A 21,183-nucleotide genomic window follows, 5' to 3' on the forward strand; every position below is an offset into this window, starting at 1 on the left:
TTTTTGATTATTTGTCGAATCTTCTGGTTAATAATGAAGATTATTCAGATTTGTTTGCGGTAACCTTGATATTACCAGAGTTCGTACGAACCTTAATCAAGTCATTAGATTCTCTTAAAGATTCAGGTGAATGAACACTACCTGATTTAGTAATTAGATCGAAGGAACCCTTGAAGTTAGGATCAGGAGTTACAGTTACATTACCAGATTTAGAAGACAGTTCTAAAGAAGATGGACCTTTCTGTACTAATTTAATGTTGCCTGATTGCGCGCTGAAATTTCCGATACCGGAATAATTAATGAATTTGGTATTACCTGATCTAACAGAAGCTGTTGTATCACTTTGAATATCAGTTCCGGTCAAGTTCCCTGAATGTAAGTCAATTTTAAGTTGCTTAGCGATAATAGATTGAAGTGTCAAATTACCCGAGCTTGCTGTAAGATCAACGTTCTGTGCAGTCAGATTAGAGACTGTGCCATTACTTGAATTGAAATCGACGTTAACATCTGTAAGTGGATTCTCCTTAGGTAAAGAAACAGTCAAGTGCACTTTATGGGATCTAAACGATACACTGATGAAATGAATCGAATCATCAATCATATTGATTTCTAATTTTCCATTCTCAAGGCGGATCTGTTCCAGTTGCTCAATCGTATTATCATCAAGTGCAGCTTGTATCTCAATGGATTGTGTTCCATCGCTGCTATGAATAAATTCTATATCCGTATCGTATTCGCTATTTATAACGAGATGACTTAATGTACCGGTTTCAAAATTCCACTTCTGATGATACTCGGTAAGATCATCACCAAAGTTGAATTTATTAGATGACATCCCGATAACTCCTATTATAATAAGAATTAACCCGCCTAGAGCAAGGCGAAGTGTGTTCTTCTTCATGAATAACGGCCCCCTTTAGAAATTGTGCTATTCCAATGAATAAATGTTTTCGTTACGAATTTTAATCCTCTAAAAGTAAACATAACGGCTATCCATAACCATAGTCCCACACCCATACCCACAATCGTAGCAAATAACTTAGATATAGAGAACTCATGATTAATTAGGTATTCAGGAATGAGGAGGAGAGGGCTAACTAAAGCAGCTAATGATCCAGCACATAACCCTAACCATCCAGACCACAGACCAATGAATAGAGGGATGATCACAATATTGATGAAGATTAATCCAATATACACAAAAATATTACGTGTGACAGATACAGGCTTTTTCGTAGTCATTGTATTGATATAAGGGTCCTGTATCGTAAAGCTATCACCGAGAATTTCTTTGACGAGTTCAAATGGATCTCCTAGTTCATGTGCTATTTGTTCTTCCGTTTTCCCACTCTGCATACCATCGCTGAAATGGGTCTCATAATCCGCTATTAATTCTTTCCTTTCTTCATCTTTCATAGGAGTTAGATGGTTGTGTAATATAAATAGAAATTGTTTCTTATTCATGCTCAGTTCCTTCCTTAATCAAATGGGATAACAAGAATCCTTTATCATTTATGATTAGTACTATTTCTAGAGTAGTACTGATCAATAACTACTAGCTAATGAGTAAATTATATTATGGAGTGCTGATTAAAGCAATATATGGAAGCAAATAATGGTAAATATTCAATCCATATCTATGTCATATAAAAAGGAGTGATAAGGCATGTCAACAAATCGATATATACACATTATTACAACTATTTAAGATTAGAATTTATAAAGCTCAGAAGGAAGAAGAGTCGTATTTCAGGAAAAATCAACAATAGATTGGGGTAAATGAAGGATGATAGAGGGTAACTTGAACTCAAGACATTAAAAAGGACACCTCCTAGTTCAATGGAATTGTCCTTTTTAACGTCTTCACTGCTATATTATTCTAATAAAGAGATAACGCCAATGTGTCATCCTCGCTCTTACTGTGTAAAATAGCTTCTGATCCGACGATTTCGATGCTTATGAGAGAGTCCAAACATTTTTTTAATGCTCGTTTTCCATTTTGAATTTTTAGATCAAGAGTGGAGCTTAGGAGTCTTAATGTCTTTTGAACAGGTTGCTTGTTTTCTGTACTAAAATACACGGGCACTAACTTGTTTTGAAAGTTAATTAACATGGTCATTGAAATCACCCCATTCCTTTCATAAACCTATTGTAGTAATTCTTTCTTAAAATTAGCTTAAAAATAGATTATAAATAGTTAAGAATTCTAAAATAGTACTAGATTTAGTCTAAGTTGTGAACGAAATGGCCATTAAGAAGTGTATGTACCCTCATTTATATACCCTGATTTTGTTGGAATGTAACAGTTTTTATGTAAACATATCGCGCAAATTGACTGGCTTTTAGATGAATGTTACATTTAAACAAGAAAGCTCACCCCACATATATTTGTTCACTTTTCCATTTTGCTTTGAAAATGATGCCTAGAAGGCTTTTTTTTGATTCTGAGTCAATAATTGCAGCTTATGTTTAGCTATGGTTGTGTTATTGATAATGATTAAATGGCTTTGGGCTATTTCGAATGCATATCTTTGAAGGAGTAGATTTGCTGTGCGAAGGTTTCTATAAGGAGCGTTGAGATTTAAATATAACAATATTATGTGCTATATATTGATAATCGTCATGATGCGAATGACCTAAGTCACTCTATTAATATGCATCCTGTAAGGCCTCTTTTTCATAGAATCTATGACGATGTTTGATGGTAACCTCTTTTGTAAGGGGACATGATTACTATGTAATAAGAGTGTTTACTAGGAAAAAAGCCGCAATTCCATATAAAGCGAAATGGTCTAAGTAAAATATAAATTTACAATTTGCTCCCAATGGCATGTTGTAGTTTGTAGGAAGGAGGGTCATAATGTTCTCGATTCATACTTCTAAGCGAGATTCAATTATACTTGATAATAAAGAGTTTTTCTTCTTAGCAGGGATTATTGGTTCAGACCATTTACTTGGTGTGGAAAATCCTTATCAAGGATATGTTGCTGAAGAATTAGCTGAAGAATGGAAAAAAGCTCAGATATCTCTATTGGACAAGGGTTATTTAATTAAGGATGAGAATGAAAATAAGTTCTCTATACCACCCATTGTTTTTTCACGGGTAGCTATTGCATGTTTGGCAGAACGGACTTGTTGGTTCAAGTACAGTGATGGTAAGAATACCAAGGAAATTTATCTTCATGTAACGAATGAACGACTTGTTCAAGTATGTAATGATCATGATCATGATCATCATAGAAAATACTATAAATTGGATGATTGTGGGGATATTGGAGAGGCGTGTCATAAAATAATAGATAAATTTGATATGTTAGATGATTTACAGTCTGATATGCCTGCCTTAATGTTCTCACAACAACAGTTTAATGAAATTTACGAGCAATCTCAAAGTTCTGACGTGGACGTATTAATCCAAAAGCTTGCAGAAGCATCCGATGATATTGAAGGTTCGAGTCTATTAGCACAGTGTCTAAGACATCGTTCTGCTGAAGGTGAATTTCATTTATCCATCTGGACTGGGGAAGAATGGGAAACACAGCAATTAGCATTCCTAATGAATGATTCTATCAATTGGCTGATTCGCCAAAGTGTTGAATCTGACCAGGATTGGTTGATTGCTAGTCCTATGAGCAGGAAGGATTTTCAGGATACGTTACTTAAGTGGTTACAACAGTCTTCACAATCTGATCTGGGGTGATAAGCCATGTGTATATCCATTCAACCGGATGGTCTCGGCGCAAATACAGGATTGTTGAATGATGTTCTAATTATTCAGAATGGGTCCTATTCGTAATTCTTCTATTCTGTTTAGATTTGATCATGAAGACAAAGTGAGTTCTAATCCTCTATTGACTATGCTAACGTTTGCTGGGTGTCATGAGGGATGTCTTCTAACCGATGTGGTGAAGGATCATATACTCGCTGTAGACGGGCAATACTACTTATGGCTACAGCCTCACATCCGAAACCTTGGAGGTTTGTGGATTCTAAATTTGCTTTAGAACACATCTCATCTGATTGAAGATGATGTAGATGTCCTTGGACCTAACGTATTGTGATTGATTTCTTTCTTTTAAACATAATAGATTAATGGTTAGGTTTGATGAGTTATATTGATAGAAAGATTCTTTATTATGCATACAATTACGGCGATCTCGTCGATAAGGGGGTAGGACGTAAGAATGATCACAAACCCTGAAATGGTGGAATTGTTTCGTTACATAAGTTCACAGGATAAGGATCAAAACATTTCATCGTATCCAGGTTTACTTACATGTCGGTATGGTTATGGAAGGGCAAGGAAGACAGCCATCCAAGGGGAATTCGGGCATGATTTCATAGGTATACATATGAAAGGTGATATTTGCAATTTTGTTATATGTAATGGAATAGAACAGAGCAATCAAGAGGGATTGGCTGCACGTTATTTAGGGAATACGTTATTAGATTGGCTAGATTCGACGGATGACTGGTCTTCCAAGGGCTTTATATCGTATATGGAATATATCCCCGTTATGGTCATGAAAGAGTTGTATCACCCCACTAATCCATTGAGGATGGTTGAGGGAGAACAACAACAGTTGGATAGTAGTACGATGTACATATGTGGTCGAATAGAATTACCCACGGTCTCACAACCTACAGGGAGAATATGGATGGGTTGGCAAGGGGATACCCGTCTAAGGTACTGGCGAAATGATCTTGAAGTAAGTCAGTACTTTAAGGGTACGATGCTTAAGGAAGACCGGTGGTCAATGTCTGAAGGACCTTTGGGTGGGCAGCCCCACGTTTATCAAAGCCGACTAGAGTATGGTATGCCGATGAGACTTCAGTTGTATACCGACGGACTTCATGATTTAGATCCAATTCATGAGCGACTACCTGATGAGCAAATCCAGATTTTATTTGATGCACCACACACGGGTGGATTAATAGAAGAGGCAGCTTTCTTAGAATTTGAATGGTAAACAAAATTGAAGATATGATTTTTAAGAGTCGTACGTTCTTTCATTAAGGAAAGAGGTACGGCTTTTTGTGATGTTGTCTGCACCAAAAAAAATTCTTCATACAAGTGATTAAGTAACCCATAGTTTGGGGTAATCTGAGTTACAAGTACATTAAAAGGAGAGGTCAATATGAGCCAGGAACAAATAAACTCGAATCGTTTCGAAGGACAGACAGCTATTGTAACAGGTGCAGGTTCCGGTATAGGGAAAGCAACTGCGATTAAATTGGCTCAGCAAGGCGCAAGTGTGGCCTTATTCGATCTTCTTAACGATCGTACATCAGATACGGAAGTAGAAATCAATCGTATTCGGGAGGGCGCTGCAAGAGCATTCGATGTTGATACTTCTGATGCTGCTCGCGTAGAGAAGGCGGTCCTTGAGACAGTTGAATTATTCGGGAGTGTCGATATTGTTTTCGCTAATGCAGGAATTAATGGGGTTCTCTCACCGATTGAAGAGATGAAATTTGAGGATTGGCAGCAGACGTTAAACGTTAATTTAAACGGGACTTTTTTAACACTTAAATATACGATTCCTCATCTCAAGAAAAATGGAGGGAGTGTTATCATCACTAGCTCTATTAATGGTAACCGTACATTCTCAAGTTTTGGGATGTCCGCTTATAGTACTTCCAAGGCAGGTCAAGTAGCATTCACCAAAATGGCAGCATTAGAGCTTGCACGGTATAAGATTCGTGTGAATGCGATCTGTCCAGGTTCCATCTCAACGAACATTGATCAGAGCACAGAAAAGACGGATAAACTAAAGGATATTATTATCCCCGTGCAATTTCCAGAGGGAAGTCAGCCGTTAGCAGATGGTCCTGGAGATCCAGAACAAGTGGCTGATTTGGTCAGTTTTCTAGCCTCCAAAGAAGCATGTCATATCACGGGAGCACAGATTATTATTGATGGTGCAGAATCGTTATTGTGCTAATCTTCATATGTTCAAAAGGGGATGTCCCAAAAGTCATGAAAATGACTGACTAGGGTCATCCCTTTTTTTGTGTGTAGGCATTCTGAGAGAACGCTCCACGAATGGATTCTACTTTCTTTTTACATAGGTATCTATAGATATTGGATGGTCCTTCGCTATATAATAGGCAAGACTCATCATTAAGGAATCCGCTAAGGCTTTCATTTGGAGAAGATATAAATGCATGAATTACCTATAAATAAGATATTACCCCAGCTAAAAGAACATTTAAGTCAAAGCTCTGCAGCGGTTCTTATTGCAGAACCAGGCGCAGGGAAGACAACCTGTGTGCCATTAGCATTGCTCAGTGTACCTTGGCTTAAGGGTAAAAAGATAATGATGCTTGAGCCACGAAGATTGGCAGCACGTTCAGCCGCCCATTTCATGGCATCTCAACTCGGAGAGCGAGTAGGAGAGAGCGTTGGCTATCGTGTAAGAATGGATAGTAAAGTCGGGAAATCAACACGGATTGAGGTAGTAACGGAAGGGATTTTAACACGGATGTTGCAGCATGATCAGGAATTATCAGATGTAGGCATTCTCATCTTTGATGAATTTCACGAACGGAATATACAGGGGGATCTTGGTCTGGCACTAGCTTTGGAATCACAAGCCATGCTGAGAGAAGATTTACGTATTCTAATCATGTCAGCGACGATGGATGCAGCTCCGGTCGCATCTTTGCTTCACGATGCCCCTATCATTCATTGTGTAGGGCGCCAATTCTCAGTAGATACAGTCTATGTTCCTAATCCAGCTCATGTCCCGATGGAGAAGGCCATGTCATCTGTTATTAGACAAGCTTTGAGCAGTCACGAAGGGAATATTCTAGCTTTTCTACCCGGCGTAGGAGAGATTCGAAAGGTAAAGCGGGAACTAGAAGTGCTGTCATTACCTGATCAAACGGTAGTAAGGACACTATATGGGCAGTTAACGTTATCTGAACAGACAGAAGCGATCCGAATGGAACCTGATGGACGTCGCAAAATCGTGCTGGCTACCTCTATTGCTGAGACAAGCTTAACAATGGAGGGTGTACGTATTGTAGTCGATAGCGGTCTGATGAGAACGCAAGTCTTATCCTCAAGAAGTGGTATGGCTCATTTAACGACGGTTAAAGTGTCTAAGGCATCCGCAGATCAACGAAGAGGCAGGGCAGGACGTACGGATTCGGGGTATTGTTATAGGTTGTGGAGCCAGCAAGAGCATGATGCCCTTCAGAGTACGCACACACCTGAGATTCTGATGAGTGATCTCTCATCATTAGCGCTAGAGATTGCTGCATGGGGAGTACAAGATCCGAAGGAATTACGTTGGATGGATACACCATCTGATATGGCGTTTGGGCAAGCTGTTGATCTATTACAAAAGCTCGGTGCCTTGGATCAGAGTGGGCGTATAACTTCTCATGGCCAGCAAATGGCTAATGTGGGAATGCATCCACGATTGGCCCATATGATTCTGAAGGGTATTCCCCTTGGCTTGGGTGAATTAGCATGTAGACTTGCAGCGTTTCTACAGGAGCGAGATATTTTCAAAGGGAGTAGAGCCTCCAATGATTGCGATATTTCTACTAGAATGGAGCAATTGATGCTATGGGAGAATCAAGGAATGCCAAACGTGGATGATCCGACACTAGATGTGGCGGCCATGCATCGCATTATTCAGGAGACACGTAAATTACAGACGAGTGTGAACATCGTAGATGGTTCTACTGAACAACAGATAAATATGTGTGGTGTTCTCTTGTCATTTGCCTATCCAGATCGCATTGGGCAAGCACGAGGTGATGGAAGATTTCTGTTGTCAAGTGGACGTGGAGTAGAGATGTCTGTGCTTCAGCCTCTGAGTCGATCAGCATTTATCGTGGCGGCCATGGTCGATGATCGTGGAACGGAAGGCAGATTACTCCTGGCGGCTTCACTAACGGAAACTTCATTGTTTCAGTATCAAGAGGAAGTTATTCAAGAAAAAGATATGATCTTATGGGATCATGATTTAATGGGTGTTAAGGCTCGACGTAGATGGTTATTAGGTGCCATACTACTCCAAGAAAAAATCATTCCTAAGCCACCAGAGGAAGTCGTTGCTGATGCTTTACTTGAAGGAGTAAGGCAGGAAGGTTTGCAACTATTGCCATGGAATAAAGCATCCACCCAATTACGACAACGTCTTCAATTTATGCATTCCATCACACCAACGGATTGGCCAAGTATGACCGATGAAGCGCTGCTAGCAACAATGAAGGATTGGCTATTGATTTCTACTTATGGCATGAAGAATAGGAGCGATCTTCAACGCCTTCCATTGACAACTATCATCGAACAGAATCTTCTAACCTGGGATCAACGAAGGGATTTAGATAACAAAGCTCCAACTCATATGACAGTTCCAAGTGGATCTCGTATTCCAATTGATTATAGTGATTCTGATCAGCCGAAGGTTGCTGTGAAGCTGCAGGAAATGTTCGGCTTGCAAGATACGCCTCGCATTGGAGGCGGAAGGGTACCTATCACACTCCACTTATTATCACCCGCTCAACGCCCAGTACAGGTGACGTCAGATCTAGCCAGTTTCTGGGGAGGAGCTTACTTCGAGGTAAAGAAGGATCTTAAAGGGCGGTATCCTAAGCATTATTGGCCAGATAAACCATTAGAGGCGACTCCTACGCATCGAGTAAGACCCCAGAAGTAGCTAGAGGTTTAAGGAAGATATCGCAGGGATATCTCAATTCAATATAGAAGTTAATCACATCGAATAATGGATCTGTTTACTTTAGTAGAGATGGGGGTAAGTATAGAATGAGTCACTATTACCCAGTATCTTGAAGGAGGATTTAATAATGGATAAGAAAATTGTTGGTGTGTTTGATACAGAACAAGAAGCTTCTAGAGCCATTGAAAATTTGAAAAGTCAAGGGATTGGGATTGACCACATCTCAGTAATTACAAAAGATAGAGAAGATTTAAGACATATATCGGAAGACACCGGAACGAAGGCTCCTGAAGGCGTGGCTGCGGGTGCTGCAACAGGAGGGGTACTTGGAGGTGTAGCTGGACTTCTTGCAGGTATAGGAGCATTGGCGATCCCTGGCATTGGGCCGATTCTAGCTGCAGGTCCTATTGCTGCTACGTTAACTGGATTAGCAGTGGGTGCGGGAGCAGGTGGATTAGTTGGAGGATTAGTGGGCCTAGGTATTCCTGAAGATGAGGCTAGTGAATATGAGTCCTATGTTAATAATGGGAAGATTCTAGTGCTTGTAGATGCGGAAGGACCTGGAACGGATGTATATAACGTATTCCGTGAAGGTCGTTCACTTAATGCCAATCGCTATGATTCTCAATTAAATGATCGAGTAAGTACACCACCATATAAACCATATGTGTAATAGATCGTTTTGAAAAAGTGAAATCATATAATTTAAACTAATGCTAGCCCATGGAAGATTCTTAAAGGTAGAATGATGGCGGTATCTCATTCTCAAGAATCAACTGTGGGCTAGAGCTATTTATTTTTAACATCAGAGAGTAAGATAAAAATATATACTTATTAAAAGTATATTAGAGCATCTAATTTATCTCGAAAGCTGAAGGAGTTATTGAAATGTCGATTGATATGAGTAAAAGTGATATGAACGATCTAACATTCAGTATCATAGAAGAGGAAGACATTGAAGCGTTAACCGTAATTATGACTAGGGCATTTGATGAGGATGCTCGGATTCATCTCGGAGAAGGTCGGACGGATGGTCCAAAAGGATATAATAATGGTGAACTTCTAAGAAAATTGGCCCTTAAATCATCGAGTGAAGCGTTTAAAATTCGATTACACGGAGAACTTATTGGGGCATATATCATATGTCTTAATGATAATGGGGATAATTACCTAGATAATATATTTATCGATTCATCTGTTCAGAATATGGGGGTAGGAGGACTAATCTGGGGAGCCATTGAAAGAAGGTATCCTCATACTAAGAAGTGGATGGCAGAAACTCCAGGTTTCTCTAAGAGAAATCATAACTATTACATCAATAAATGTGGATTCCATCTCGTAGAGATTCTGGATCAAGGTGATGTGGAGAATGAAAGATATGTCTTACATAAAGATATGAGTAGTGTTAAATCGTTATAAATAGGAGAGTTTAATGGCACATAAAGAAAGAATTACTGAAATAGAACTGTTGCGTGGAATGGCCTTTCTAGCTGTGGCATTACAGCATAGTGTTGCCCATTATTCGGTTGTCCAAGGAATTGGGCTTCAAGATGGTGTTCTTATGACATTATGGATCATGATGGCCAAGTTTGCGGTACCCGTATTTATTTTTATTACTGGGATGGTGTTGTTCTACAACTACGAAGGTCATTTTAACTATTTGACATTCTTGAAAAAAAGACTGAGTGATATTATCGTTCCATACATCTTCTGGTCTTTGATCTATTTTTCACTCAACTACGGTTGGACAGAAGGATTCATTCAGCAAGGTTGGAAATGGATACTGATGTTGTTTACGGGGAAGACAAGTTATCATCTGTGGTACGTCGTTATGATCTTTCAATTCTATTTGTTATTTCCAGTATTTCGTTATTTGATTTTAAAAGTGAGAACTATGATTCGACCGAGGGCATATGTAGGCATCCTTCTTTGTTTAGGGCTGGTATTTATATGGCTTACGGATAATATTTTTACAATGGGTGATCTCATGGCTAACTTTCAGATCCCTGTGATTACAGCTATGTTTACAAAATATGTGGATCGTAATTTCTTGTTTTTCTTCTTTTATTTCGTTCTAGGCGCTTGCGCTGGACTTCGCCCAGATCTATGGAGAGAATGGATTCGTAAAGGGAAAAAGCTCTATGTAAGCTGCTTTATCCTCTTTTTCGGGTACTATACATATATCGTCGTAGAGAGCTTCCAAACAGCGAATGGACTTGCGATTACCTTTAACGCCGTGAATTTATTAAGACCTCTAATCGTCATCTTTTTAGTGAGTTCCATTTGTGTATTCTATCACTTGGCGATGAAGATGAATGAGCGTGGCGGAATACGAAGTAATCAATTGCTACTGTCCATAGGAAAATATTCCTACGGAGCTTACTTAGCCCATGCGCTCATGTTAAGAGTAAGTTATCGATTCGATGCTGCGTTATTTGCTCACTGGCCAGTTATTGTTAGAACATTCATGTCTTATGTCATTTGTGTATTGTTCTCTTATCTTGTGATGTTGTTGGTATCAAGGGTTCCTTTTGGCAAATGGGTAGGAGGAGTGCCTCTTAGAAACAAAAAGAAGGTACAGACCTCATTGAAATAAATAAAGTAAAGCAAAATCATATAAAACATATAAAGAGACTGATTCCCAATTTCCGTTAGATGGAGATTTGAATCGGTCCTTTTGTGTAACTAATTAGGTGAATAACACAACATATGAATAATTCATAATAATAAAATGGAAAAGTGTTCCTAGTTGCTATTTCTATTCTCTCAACATCAACGTTGTTATACTCATTGGAATGCATGTTCAATTGGATAATCCATGAATAAATCATATTGTGCAATTTGGAAAATAGTTGTTTATAATGAGATTGTATTGGTTAATGAAGGAAATAAGAAAGGGGAACTTATCCATGGCATTCATGATTGCCCAGCGAGCATTTATCAAAGTATACCTGATCACGATGGTTGAACAGAAACGAGTATATGGTTACCAAATGCTAGAGGAAATGCGAAAAGAGTTTAGTAACTATGGTTATTCTCCACCACAAAGTGAAATTTACCGTGCGCTCCATGAATTAGTACAAGAAGGGGTATTATACCGAACGAAGCAGTTGAAGGGAAATGACCCACGGGTTGATTTTCAAGAGATTGTATTGTATCACTTTACTGACGATGGTGCAGAGAAAGCAGAGTTGTATAAGAAACAGGTCAAGATGGATCTGGATCGTTGCCTTGGGATACTAAATAAAGCAGCAAACGATAACTATTAATGTGTTGTAGGGGAGGGTGAGATCAACATGAACAGAAAACTTCGTTGGGGCATTCTAAGCACATCTAGTATTGCACGATCTGCTGTTATGCCTGGCATTCATCAATCTGAACGTGGAGAGATCATCGCTATTGCTAGCAGAGATGCGGATAAAGCAGCTGACGTCGCTGTAGAATTTAATATTCAACGTTCTTATGGAACCTATGAAGAGTTACTAGCCGATGAGGATGTTGATGCGGTCTATATTCCCTTGCCTAATCATTTACATAAAGAATGGACGATCGCTGCAGCCAAAGCCGGAAAACACATATTATGTGAGAAGCCAGTGGCCTTAAACGCGCATGAAGCTGCTGAAATGGTGGATGTATGTCAACGTGAAGGAGTGATCTTCGCTGAAGCGTTCATGTATCGATATCATCCCAAACATGCAAGAGTCAAAGAGATTATTGCAAGTGGCGAAATTGGGGAGATTAGAGCGCTACATGCTAACTTTACTTGTAATCATTCAGATGATCTTCAGAATGTTCGATACAAGAAGTCCATGGGCGGAGGTTCCATTTATGATGTGGGATGTTACCCCATTTCGATGGCACGCATGATCTTAGGGCAAGAACCTACAGCTGCAACTGTACATGCCTTCTTCTCACCAGAACACGATGATGTCGATATGATGGCAAGTGGAATGTTGGAATTCCCGGGTTCTATCGCTTTGACTTTTGATTGTGGATTATGGGCGTTCTCGCGTTGCTATTATGAAGTCTTGGGTACCGAAGGTAGCATTGAACTTCCTAATGCTTTTGGTTGGGAGAGAACGAATGAACCTCCTCAGATTCTAGTACATACAAGTGAAGGAACTCGGGAAGAGAGAGGTGGGGTAATGAATTCATTTACCTTAGAGGCTGATGCATTTGCAGATGCTGTCCTTGATGACATTCCTCTACCTTATTCTCCAGCTGATGCAGTGAACAATATGAAAGTGATTGATGCCTGCTTACATTCAGCAAGAACCTCACTAAGAGTGAAATTGTAATTTAACTGAACAAGTTGTAAAATATATAAAGCCCCGATTCCAGATTGTTTCTGGAATACGGGGTTTTCATAAGTTGCATTCATAAGTTACATTCCTTCTTGATAATCCTTCACATCTCCTTTAGATGCCATAGCGGGTGAATTAGAAGTTCCATACTCTTCAACATGTTCCCAAACATCAGCGTCATCGAATTTACCTTTATTATGCTGGCGTTTCTCTCCTGCACCGGATGGAGGAGGGGTTATTACTTCTTCTTCGATTGGACGATCCTCGGAGTTGTTTTGTCTAGGAGTGTGCTCGACACAGTACATGGTATATGGTAATGATGTTCTTCCAAAAAGAAAGGACAGTTTCTACTTGAACGTGAAAATGATATATAATTTAAAAGGTGCCATTATAATTACACATTCAAACACAACTTAGATAGTATAATCATAGGGGGTATTCTCATTGGATGAGCATATGCAACGCAGACTAGACAAACAAAAGAAACTTTTTAGTCAATTAGGAATTCATTTGGATGCTCTTTCAATACATGAAAAAGTGTTCAGTAATAAACTTAGAGGGTATGATCCTGATGAAGTGGACTCCTTTCTAGACGAAGTGATTAAAGATTATGAACGATTCTATGCTACGATTGCTGACTTAATGGATAAATGGCAGGAACAGCAAATCGTGATGCGTGAGTTAAAAGCCGGAATCAAACCAGAGCCTGTTATGACACACACTATAGATCCTAAGCAATTAGATGACGTAATAATAAATTTGGAACATAATATTAAGCAATTAAAACTCAAGATCCGACCTGAACAGGATTTCTTTATTGATTAAACTGGATGTCTTTTTATTAGTTTAAGAAGCCAGTTGGGTTTAAATAGGTAAATATAGTTATTTGCTTTAACAGGAAGATTTCCCGTTAATGTAACTCGGTAACTCGGGAACGCAGCCAGCGTTCCAATGGTCCACTATCATCAAAAGGGCTTCGTTATAACCTTGTGAGAGAAGGGCTTTTTAGCTATATGTATTTTAAAGTATGGATGTTTGATCCTATTCTGCTATGATGGGATGAATCGGGCTATATCTAGACTCTAGTCCGTGATTGGAATTCGCATAAATAAGGAGAAGCTTATGTCTTTATATGAAACTTTCGATATTTTCAATGATAGGATGGAAAGGATAGGAACTGCGAGTCGGCAGGAGGCACATCTTCAAGGTTTATGGCATCAAACATTCCATTGTTGGGTGTATAGAGATATTAGAGGACATGGTCCAAGCCTATTGTTTCAATTACGTGATGCTGAGAAAGATACCTATCCTAATCTACTTGATATTTCTTGTGCCGGTCATTTGTTAACTGGGGAGAGTGCTGTGGATGGATTAAGAGAGCTGAAAGAAGAACTTGGACTTGACGTCTTATATCCTGATTTACGTTCATGTGGCATCTTTATTGAGGATAATACGATAACAGAGACTCTGATTGATCGTGAATTTTGTCATGTGTATACCTATGAATGTTCTAGGGATGTATCTGAATATGAATTTCAGACAAGTGAGGTTTCGGGTCTCTACTTCATTCCGATCCATCATTTCCAACAGCTTATTCAAGGAGAGATAGATTCAGTATTAGCAGAAGGGATCTCACTGAATAAGAGTACGGGAGAACGGTACGAAGAGAAAAAGGCTGTCACCATAAGCGATTTCGTTCCACATCCGAAAGCTTATTATGACTTGATTATAAGTGAAATTCAGAGCTTATGAGTAGGTTTATTAATGATGTTACCCCAAATGAATATAAACGGATTTCAATATAGATGAAGTAAGTTGTGAAAGCCAGTAACGGAGTAACAGAGGGCACATATTTTTGTGCATCGTATCGATTGAGAATTATTATCATTTATTGTGATTTGAAACACAAACCCAACTCCCCATCTTCATTAATATAAGGGTAAGTCCTAGATCATACGATCTGAACAAGAGAAGTAAAAGTCCTTATTACGAAATGGAGAGTTCAACTATGGAAAAGAAAGAATTGCAACTCGCAAAAGAATATAATCAAGATAAATTCACCAAACGCATTCTGTTTAAGAGTGGAGAGAGCGTTGTTTTTGTACTAAATTTCATGCCGGGACAAGAATTACCTACACACCAACATCCAGGAACAGCCGTATTTATTCTAGTGCTTGAAGGAACTGGAACGGTAACGGTAAATGGCGAAGAATCCTTCTTAATAAAGGATGATGTTATTTCTTGTGAAGGAGACGAGCATTTCTCATTCAAAAATACAGGAAGTACTCCGACTAGTCTCTATGTTGTTCTTAGTAAAATTCCCAATGAAGACTATGCACAGAATGTATAATCATAATTCATTGTGATCGATTATCATAATAAAGAGGAAAGAGCCTCTATGACTCTTTCCTCTTTATTATTGTATGATGATCCTTTAACCGGGTTCAATGGTGTGCTATAAGATGTTAGCGCTGACCAATAGTTGAATCCGTTTTGCCTTGAATTTCTACGAGTTTCATCAGGGTAGTTGCAGCTTGAGCTTTGGTCACTTTTTGTTGTGGATGAAATGCACCATTCTCACTTTCCATTAGACCAAGATGGAGGACAAGTGCAACAACCCCTTTATTAGTGATCGCTGCAGCATCACTAAGTTGGTTGATAGAAGTATCTTCACCTAGATAAGTTGCCAACTTACTATAGTTCACAATAGAAGATAACATGACAGCTAATTGTTCCCGAGTCAATTCTTTAGCAGGTTGGAAAGTTGTATTCTTCTCGATCCACTTACTATCCACGGCATAGTTTACTACATTATAAAAGGAATTGTCTGGTTCAATGCCTGCAACGACTTTTTGTTCCACTCCACTATAATAGCTCTGGTAATAAGGGGTTATGGACTTAACCAGCATAGTAAGCCATTCACCTTCGGCGATCACTTGATCGGGGGATAACTTACCCTCTGAATTTGGCGAAATAATGCCATACTCAACAAGCGTAGTAAGTGCCTTTTCGGCTGAGTGCCCTTTAATATCCGTTGGGACAATTGAGGATACCCGTTGTCCTAAAACTTCATATGGGGTAACCCATTTGCCAGTGACTGCATCTAAGACTTGAGAAGATGTAGAAATATCGCTCGGTGTTGGTGTATACACCAGTCGTATCTCTCTTTTGGAATCTGCACTGGAGCTATAATAGGGTCCTCCATAGGTTGAATATTGCAATTTCATGTTTGAATATTGTTTGCGATAGGCTTCTATCGCTTCTGTCTTCGTGACTGTGATGGCGGGAGTTTCTTTTAATTTCTCTAATCCTGTTGAACGGTTCGTATTATAGGATTGAAGTCTACCATAGTTATCGAAAGTAATGGTTAAGTTTTCACTGACGGGTGTTCCTTTGTAAAAACGTTGGAATTCATATCGATATTGGTTACCATTGATGCTCCAAGCATCTTCATGATTGATTAACTTCAATTCAGTACTGGCATTAGGGTACAATTTGTTGACGAGGTTAATAGCCTTCTGTTTGGCTGATTCTTTCGTCAATTTTGTCAATCCGGGAGGAGGCGTTACATCTTTATTCGAACTGCTGGATTCAAAGGTGTTATTTTGAAATTGTGTTATTTCGCCAGTGTCTGCATTAATGTCAGCATAAGTATGTGCATAGAAACCATTATTTGAATTATTAGATCCCCAATTTAAGGTCCATAACTGTTGTTCAGAATTCGAATAACTGGGATGTAAATATGAATTCTGTACTACATGGTCCGCAGGAAGTATGGCTACTGCCTGTACTAGCTTGGTGGCTTCTTCAGCAGTTAGTTGATCTTTCATGTTGCGTGGTTTAAAACGATCTTTGGTTTGAGGGATATCTGAATATGTGATAGGTGTGGGAGAGATGTTGGTACCTTCATAGGATATTCTCTTACCCGTAATAGCATCGATAGCATAGGTTGAATAATCGACGGGACGGTAGCCTAGAATCCAATCCGTAGTCCGTCCATTCATTTGAATTGGAATATAGAACAGGCTAACATCTAAGTCTTCGTTGAACTGTTTATCCGCTTCAATTTGAGTTATTTTAGCTGTTGAGGTCGGATACGTTAAGTTGTCGGAGGGCTTTGAGAACTGCACGATATTTCCATTAGCATCAATAATCACACTAATACTTTCAGCTTGAGTGGGAATACCATTCTTCAATGTTGTGAAATAAAATGAATATTGCAGAGGACCAAAGAGAGCACTACTTTGGAAACTTGAGTTATAATCCTCTAAATGAAGGTCTGATAGAGATATGGATGTCGCAGCCTTTGCAATAAAAGCCTTAGCTTCTATTAATGCTTCTTCTTTAGATAGTTTAGGAGGATAATAGGCAATATTCTCATTGTTGTTCGGTAAGGAGATGTATACATTGATTAAGTCCCCTGTCATCGCATCTACAGAAGTACTAAAACCGTGAATAGAATTCCCATCCTGGTAGTTCCATTGAATATCCCAGACCATCTGGTTCTCAGGGAGGGGGAAGCTGTGGTTATTCCCTAATGTGATCGAGGATGTTGTAGTATCCTTAAGGATGGGAAATAGCAACTTGATCTTTTTAACAGCATCTTCCTTCGAGAATTTAGCCTTTGTGGGATCTGGTGTGACAGAGCCAGGCGCTGTAACTTCTCCAGCAGCGATGGCTAATTTCATCTGATCAGAAGAAAGCGATACGGTTGTAGATGAACTACCCTCAGCTGCAAACACTAGGCTTTGAGGCAGAAGAAGCGAACAGGTCACGGCGCTTACAAGTACTACTTTAACCATTGGATACTTTAATGAATGGGTTTTTCTTTTCAACAAGAGATATCATCCTTTCATAGTTAAATCTTCCAAATAATTATAGTTTAAATTGGTTAATAATACCAACCATAATCCACTTTTAAATATACTATGAGATTACGAAATTATACATGATGTGAAATATTAATATGAACCACTGAATCTTTTCTTCTTTAGTTAAATAGAATTCTAGATGATATATTTGTGGTGATAACCTGTAAAATAATAAGAAAGTTAAATTTAAACCATTTTTTATGACATTTTGCCGCGATAATTTATTATAATAGAAATGAAGTTCGTATAAGAAAGGATGGCAGATACATATGAAATTTAATGAATATCATTATGAACGACCTGAAACGCAGGTCATCGAACAGCAGTTCAAGGCCTTAATAAGTGAATTTATTAGTGCCGACAGTTTTGAACAACAAGATCAAGTGATGAGTGCCATTAACAAACTTCGTAGTGGGGTTGAGACGCAAGGAACATTGGCGTCCATTAGACATTCTGTGGACACCAATGATGAATTTTACAAGGCGGAGCAGGATTTCTACGATGAATTTGGGCCTGTTTTTCAGGAATATGTGACTGATTACTATCGTGCACTAGTCAATTCGAAGTTCAGAAGTGGACTAGAGAACAAATGGGGAGGACAACTGTTTCAGTTGGCAGAACTCTCATTAAAGACATTCAAACCAGAAATCATTGAAGATCTTCAATTGGAGAATAAGTTAACGACAGAATATTCACAACTTATTGCTTCAGCAAAAATCCCTTTTGAAGGGGAAGAGCGAACGTTACCACAGTTGCAACCGTTTGAACAATCAATGGATCGTCAGATGAGACGTGCTGCTGCTGAAGCGAGATATACGTTCATGGCCGAGAATGAAGAGCAGTTCGATCGTATTTATGATGAATTAGTCAAAGTGCGCACGAAAATCGCAACAAAACTTGGGTTCGCCAATTACACGGAGTTGGGTTATGCCCGAATGAACCGTACTGATTACAATGCGGAAATGGTCGCGAATTTCAGGAATCAAGTGGCGGAATACATTGTTCCAGCTGCAACAAAGCTAAGAGCACGTCAGACTCGACGTATCGAGGTGGATCAACTGGCTTATTATGATGAAGGATTTAGTTTCAAGACAGGGAATGCGATACCCAAAGGAGATCCGGATTGGATCATTGAGAATGGCGTGAAGATGTATCGTGAATTATCACCTGAAGTGAACGAATTCTTTACGTATATGGTTGATAATGGACTCATGGATCTTGTCAGCAAGAAAGGGAAACAAGGTGGGGGTTATTGCACATACTTAAGCGAATTTGGATCTCCGTTCATTTTCTCCAATTTCAATGGAACGTCAGGGGATATTGACGTCCTTACGCATGAAGCAGGGCATGCATTCCAAGTATATGAGAGCCGACATTATAGCATTCCAGAGTATAACTGGCCTACAAACGAAGCGTGCGAGATTCACTCGATGAGTATGGAATTCTTTACGTGGCCATGGATGGATCTATTCTTCAAGGAAGATGCAGATAAATACCGTTTCAACCATTTAGCTGAATCATTGTTGTTTATTCCTTACGGTGTAGCCGTTGATGAATTCCAACATTTCGTATACGACCATCCAGAGGCAACTCCAACGGAACGTAAGACTGCTTGGCGCGACATTGAGAAAAAGTATTTACCACATCGTAATTATGATGGAAATCATTATTTGGAAAGTGGCGCTTTCTGGCAGAAGCAATCTCATATTTTCCAAACACCATTTTATTATATCGATTATACGTTGGCACAAATCTGTGCATTCCAATTCTGGAAGAAGATGCATCAGGATTCAAAGTCAGCTTGGGCTGATTATTTGAAACTGTGTCAACAGGGAGGAAGTCAATCCTTCTTAGGCCTTGTTAAGGTAGCAGATCTTATTTCTCCATTCGATGATGGCTGTGTGGCATCGGTTATTGGTGATATTGAGAGCTGGTTAGATGGCGTGGAAGATAACAAGTTATAATCTGAATTAAGAGAATTGTATATTATGGGGAACCCACATATGGAAGCTGCATATGTGGGTTTATTATTGTGTTAGAAGGAAAAATAGGCTTGTGAACGATTGAAAAGAAATGAACGTTCTATCGTTAGGTTATTCGAGGGGGTCTGTAAGTTTGCAGATAGGTCAAGTAGTGCAGATTCTGCTATCATCTGTCTATAGGATCCCCAGGTTTCATTGTTGCTGTGAATGAAGACAAAGGCGTCCTCAATGGATAGACCTCTGAATGACCAATTTTAAATTTGGAAACTTCACTTGATTCAGATAAAGGATCAGTTAATTTCAGCATACATCATTCTCCTATTATATGAGATTTACAGACAACACAAAGAGCCCGAAGAGCAGAGAATCTCTACTCTCGGGCTGTACGCACAGTTAATAAAGCGAACTGTGGAGGCACGGGAGGGTGGTTCTCTCTCAATACGCTTACGGAGTTAGCTGTCGGATTCGGGCTTGAGAGTGCCCTACCTAGTGATTAAGCACTAGGATTCACCCCGTGAAACCATGGTGATAGTTTCGGTTGGGTCCCCCGTTTCCCTTGAAGGGAATTAAGCGTTCGATTGGATCGTGTATATAGCAGTTGAGATGAATATACGCTGAGCAAGAAAGAAAGTAAAATCTAAAAAACAGACTTTAAATGCAACGATCTAGCTTGAGATGTACTTGGAAACGATTTCACTTGGGGTTGTCATTGATTCTCTATACGAATCCTATGTAAATCTACTGTTCTTGCATTTTGGAAGAGAAATGGAGAATTAGAGTGGGGAGAATAGAAAATGAAAGAGAAGAGACGATTAGATTGACCAATACAACCAATCGTCCCTTATTTAGATGGTGATCACTATTTACAGAAGTTTTCATCGAGTGTATGATGTCACTTCTCACTTTTTTGATCATGAAAGGGGGGGTTAAGGATTCGTTTCTTGATAACGTATGGTGCGTAATTCATTCGTATCAGGATTAAATCTAATCGTTACTAAGACTCCAATTGTCTTATTATTTTTATTGAGAATCAATTTGAAGATTTCTTCCGTCGTATCGTCAGAGATCTTCTTGCTGCCTATATGGAGGTAATCCTTAACCGAAGCATTGTATTTCTTACTCGTCTCTTTCACTGCAATGCTGCCCCACTTGGCATATGAAGGTTCCGCTTGAATAATATCTGAGTTGAATAAGATGATCGATGCTGTCATCGTGATTACCAATAAATAGGCAAATTTTTGAGTGATGGTCATAGTCTGCGCCTCCTTCAACGTTTTAGAATCAGATATAATATTTGAAAATGGCACTCATTCTATTCATACAATGG

At 39.1% G+C, this 21,183-nt stretch carries 18 protein-coding genes and 1 riboswitch; of the genes, 13 read left to right on the forward strand and 5 right to left on the reverse strand.

What is annotated here, in order from left to right:
- Positions 1–40 precede the first annotated feature (40 nt).
- From AC1D7X_RS04220 to AC1D7X_RS04230, 3 genes are all read right to left on the reverse strand, one after another.
- Positions 41–901 (reverse strand): DUF4097 family beta strand repeat-containing protein, encoded by an 861-nt coding sequence (locus AC1D7X_RS04220; protein WP_495456167.1) that lies wholly within the window; start codon positions 899–901, stop codon positions 41–43.
- Entirely contained in the window at positions 898–1,464 is a 567-nt protein-coding gene (locus tag AC1D7X_RS04225; RefSeq protein WP_495474696.1) for a DUF1700 domain-containing protein, read from the reverse strand. Before AC1D7X_RS04225 ends, AC1D7X_RS04220 begins: the two co-directional genes overlap by 4 nt.
- A 415-nt stretch (positions 1,465–1,879) precedes the next feature.
- Positions 1,880–2,119 (reverse strand): hypothetical protein, encoded by a 240-nt coding sequence (locus AC1D7X_RS04230; RefSeq protein ID WP_495456165.1) that lies wholly within the window; start codon positions 2,117–2,119, stop codon positions 1,880–1,882.
- A gap of 741 nt (positions 2,120–2,860) precedes the next feature.
- Between AC1D7X_RS04230 and AC1D7X_RS04235 the strand changes: the two genes are divergently transcribed.
- The 12 genes from AC1D7X_RS04235 to AC1D7X_RS04290 all read left to right on the forward strand — a co-directional run bounded on the left by AC1D7X_RS04235 (position 2,861) and on the right by AC1D7X_RS04290 (position 15,353).
- On the forward strand, positions 2,861–3,700 hold the full coding sequence (locus AC1D7X_RS04235) for a hypothetical protein (protein WP_495456164.1): 840 nt from the start codon (positions 2,861–2,863) through the stop codon (positions 3,698–3,700).
- A gap of 484 nt (positions 3,701–4,184) precedes the next feature.
- Positions 4,185–4,970 (forward strand): hypothetical protein, encoded by a 786-nt coding sequence (locus AC1D7X_RS04240; RefSeq protein WP_495456163.1) that lies wholly within the window; start codon positions 4,185–4,187, stop codon positions 4,968–4,970.
- A gap of 168 nt (positions 4,971–5,138) precedes the next feature.
- Positions 5,139–5,945 carry an SDR family oxidoreductase gene (locus tag AC1D7X_RS04245; RefSeq protein ID WP_495456162.1) on the forward strand — a complete coding sequence of 269 codons (807 nt, stop codon included), beginning with the start codon at positions 5,139–5,141 and terminating at the stop codon, positions 5,943–5,945.
- Positions 5,946–6,164: 219 nt separating this feature from the next.
- Entirely contained in the window at positions 6,165–8,678 is a 2,514-nt protein-coding gene (gene hrpB / locus AC1D7X_RS04250; protein WP_495456161.1) for an ATP-dependent helicase HrpB, read from the forward strand.
- 148 nt (positions 8,679–8,826) lie between these two features.
- A complete protein-coding gene (locus AC1D7X_RS04255) occupies positions 8,827–9,372 on the forward strand; it encodes a general stress protein (protein ID WP_495456160.1) in 546 nt (181 codons plus the stop codon).
- A gap of 215 nt (positions 9,373–9,587) precedes the next feature.
- The gene (locus AC1D7X_RS04260; protein WP_495474697.1) at positions 9,588–10,118 is read left to right on the forward strand and encodes a GNAT family N-acetyltransferase; all 531 of its coding nucleotides are present in this window, start codon (positions 9,588–9,590) and stop codon (positions 10,116–10,118) included.
- A gap of 13 nt (positions 10,119–10,131) precedes the next feature.
- The gene (locus AC1D7X_RS04265; RefSeq protein WP_495456158.1) at positions 10,132–11,295 is read left to right on the forward strand and encodes an acyltransferase; all 1,164 of its coding nucleotides are present in this window, start codon (positions 10,132–10,134) and stop codon (positions 11,293–11,295) included.
- 313 nt (positions 11,296–11,608) lie between these two features.
- Positions 11,609–11,968: a replication termination protein gene (locus AC1D7X_RS04270; RefSeq protein ID WP_495456157.1), complete on the forward strand. Its 360-nt coding sequence runs from the start codon at positions 11,609–11,611 to the stop codon at positions 11,966–11,968.
- Positions 11,969–11,995: 27 nt separating this feature from the next.
- On the forward strand, positions 11,996–12,997 hold the full coding sequence (locus AC1D7X_RS04275) for a Gfo/Idh/MocA family protein (RefSeq protein WP_495456156.1): 1,002 nt from the start codon (positions 11,996–11,998) through the stop codon (positions 12,995–12,997).
- Between the two features lie 450 nt (positions 12,998–13,447).
- On the forward strand, positions 13,448–13,828 hold the full coding sequence (locus AC1D7X_RS04280) for a DivIVA domain-containing protein (RefSeq protein ID WP_495456154.1): 381 nt from the start codon (positions 13,448–13,450) through the stop codon (positions 13,826–13,828).
- Between the two features lie 297 nt (positions 13,829–14,125).
- Positions 14,126–14,755, forward strand: coding sequence for an NUDIX hydrolase (locus tag AC1D7X_RS04285; protein ID WP_495456153.1), 630 nt, complete (start codon positions 14,126–14,128; stop codon positions 14,753–14,755).
- 256 nt (positions 14,756–15,011) lie between these two features.
- Positions 15,012–15,353, forward strand: coding sequence for a cupin domain-containing protein (locus tag AC1D7X_RS04290; RefSeq protein WP_495456152.1), 342 nt, complete (start codon positions 15,012–15,014; stop codon positions 15,351–15,353).
- A 115-nt stretch (positions 15,354–15,468) separates the two neighbouring features.
- On the opposite strand, the gene AC1D7X_RS04295 is transcribed toward AC1D7X_RS04290, so the two are convergent.
- Positions 15,469–17,841: a YcdB/YcdC domain-containing protein gene (locus tag AC1D7X_RS04295; RefSeq protein ID WP_495474698.1), complete on the reverse strand. Its 2,373-nt coding sequence runs from the start codon at positions 17,839–17,841 to the stop codon at positions 15,469–15,471.
- Positions 17,842–18,143: 302 nt separating this feature from the next.
- Here AC1D7X_RS04295 and AC1D7X_RS04300 point away from each other — a divergent pair, with 302 nt between their 5' ends.
- Positions 18,144–19,838, forward strand: a complete 1,695-nt coding sequence (locus AC1D7X_RS04300; protein WP_495474699.1) for a M3 family oligoendopeptidase — start codon at positions 18,144–18,146, stop codon at positions 19,836–19,838.
- A gap of 443 nt (positions 19,839–20,281) precedes the next feature.
- Positions 20,282–20,439: riboswitch (cyclic di-AMP (ydaO/yuaA leader) on the reverse strand.
- A gap of 343 nt (positions 20,440–20,782) precedes the next feature.
- On the opposite strand, the gene AC1D7X_RS04305 is transcribed toward AC1D7X_RS04300, so the two are convergent.
- Positions 20,783–21,109 (reverse strand): DUF3889 domain-containing protein, encoded by a 327-nt coding sequence (locus AC1D7X_RS04305; protein ID WP_495456149.1) that lies wholly within the window; start codon positions 21,107–21,109, stop codon positions 20,783–20,785.
- Positions 21,110–21,183: the final 74 nt, after the last annotated feature.

The sequence above is a fragment of the Paenibacillus sp. Y568 genome, assembly GCF_059445545.1.

Coding starts and splice junctions, on each gene's coding strand:
- hrpB (WP_495456161.1), top strand. CDS start 6,165: ATGCATGAATTACCTATAAATAAGATATTACCCCAGCTAAAAGAACAT.
- AC1D7X_RS04275 (WP_495456156.1), top strand. CDS start 11,996: ATGAACAGAAAACTTCGTTGGGGCATTCTAAGCACATCTAGTATTGCA.
- AC1D7X_RS04270 (WP_495456157.1), top strand. CDS start 11,609: ATGGCATTCATGATTGCCCAGCGAGCATTTATCAAAGTATACCTGATC.
- AC1D7X_RS04300 (WP_495474699.1), top strand. CDS start 18,144: ATGAAATTTAATGAATATCATTATGAACGACCTGAAACGCAGGTCATC.
- AC1D7X_RS04305 (WP_495456149.1), bottom strand. CDS start 21,109: ATGACCATCACTCAAAAATTTGCCTATTTATTGGTAATCACGATGACA.
- AC1D7X_RS04260 (WP_495474697.1), top strand. CDS start 9,588: ATGTCGATTGATATGAGTAAAAGTGATATGAACGATCTAACATTCAGT.
- AC1D7X_RS04240 (WP_495456163.1), top strand. CDS start 4,185: ATGATCACAAACCCTGAAATGGTGGAATTGTTTCGTTACATAAGTTCA.
- AC1D7X_RS04265 (WP_495456158.1), top strand. CDS start 10,132: ATGGCACATAAAGAAAGAATTACTGAAATAGAACTGTTGCGTGGAATG.
- AC1D7X_RS04285 (WP_495456153.1), top strand. CDS start 14,126: ATGTCTTTATATGAAACTTTCGATATTTTCAATGATAGGATGGAAAGG.
- AC1D7X_RS04225 (WP_495474696.1), bottom strand. CDS start 1,464: ATGAATAAGAAACAATTTCTATTTATATTACACAACCATCTAACTCCT.
- AC1D7X_RS04230 (WP_495456165.1), bottom strand. CDS start 2,119: ATGACCATGTTAATTAACTTTCAAAACAAGTTAGTGCCCGTGTATTTT.
- AC1D7X_RS04245 (WP_495456162.1), top strand. CDS start 5,139: ATGAGCCAGGAACAAATAAACTCGAATCGTTTCGAAGGACAGACAGCT.
- AC1D7X_RS04255 (WP_495456160.1), top strand. CDS start 8,827: ATGGATAAGAAAATTGTTGGTGTGTTTGATACAGAACAAGAAGCTTCT.
- AC1D7X_RS04235 (WP_495456164.1), top strand. CDS start 2,861: ATGTTCTCGATTCATACTTCTAAGCGAGATTCAATTATACTTGATAAT.
- AC1D7X_RS04220 (WP_495456167.1), bottom strand. CDS start 901: ATGAAGAAGAACACACTTCGCCTTGCTCTAGGCGGGTTAATTCTTATT.
- AC1D7X_RS04290 (WP_495456152.1), top strand. CDS start 15,012: ATGGAAAAGAAAGAATTGCAACTCGCAAAAGAATATAATCAAGATAAA.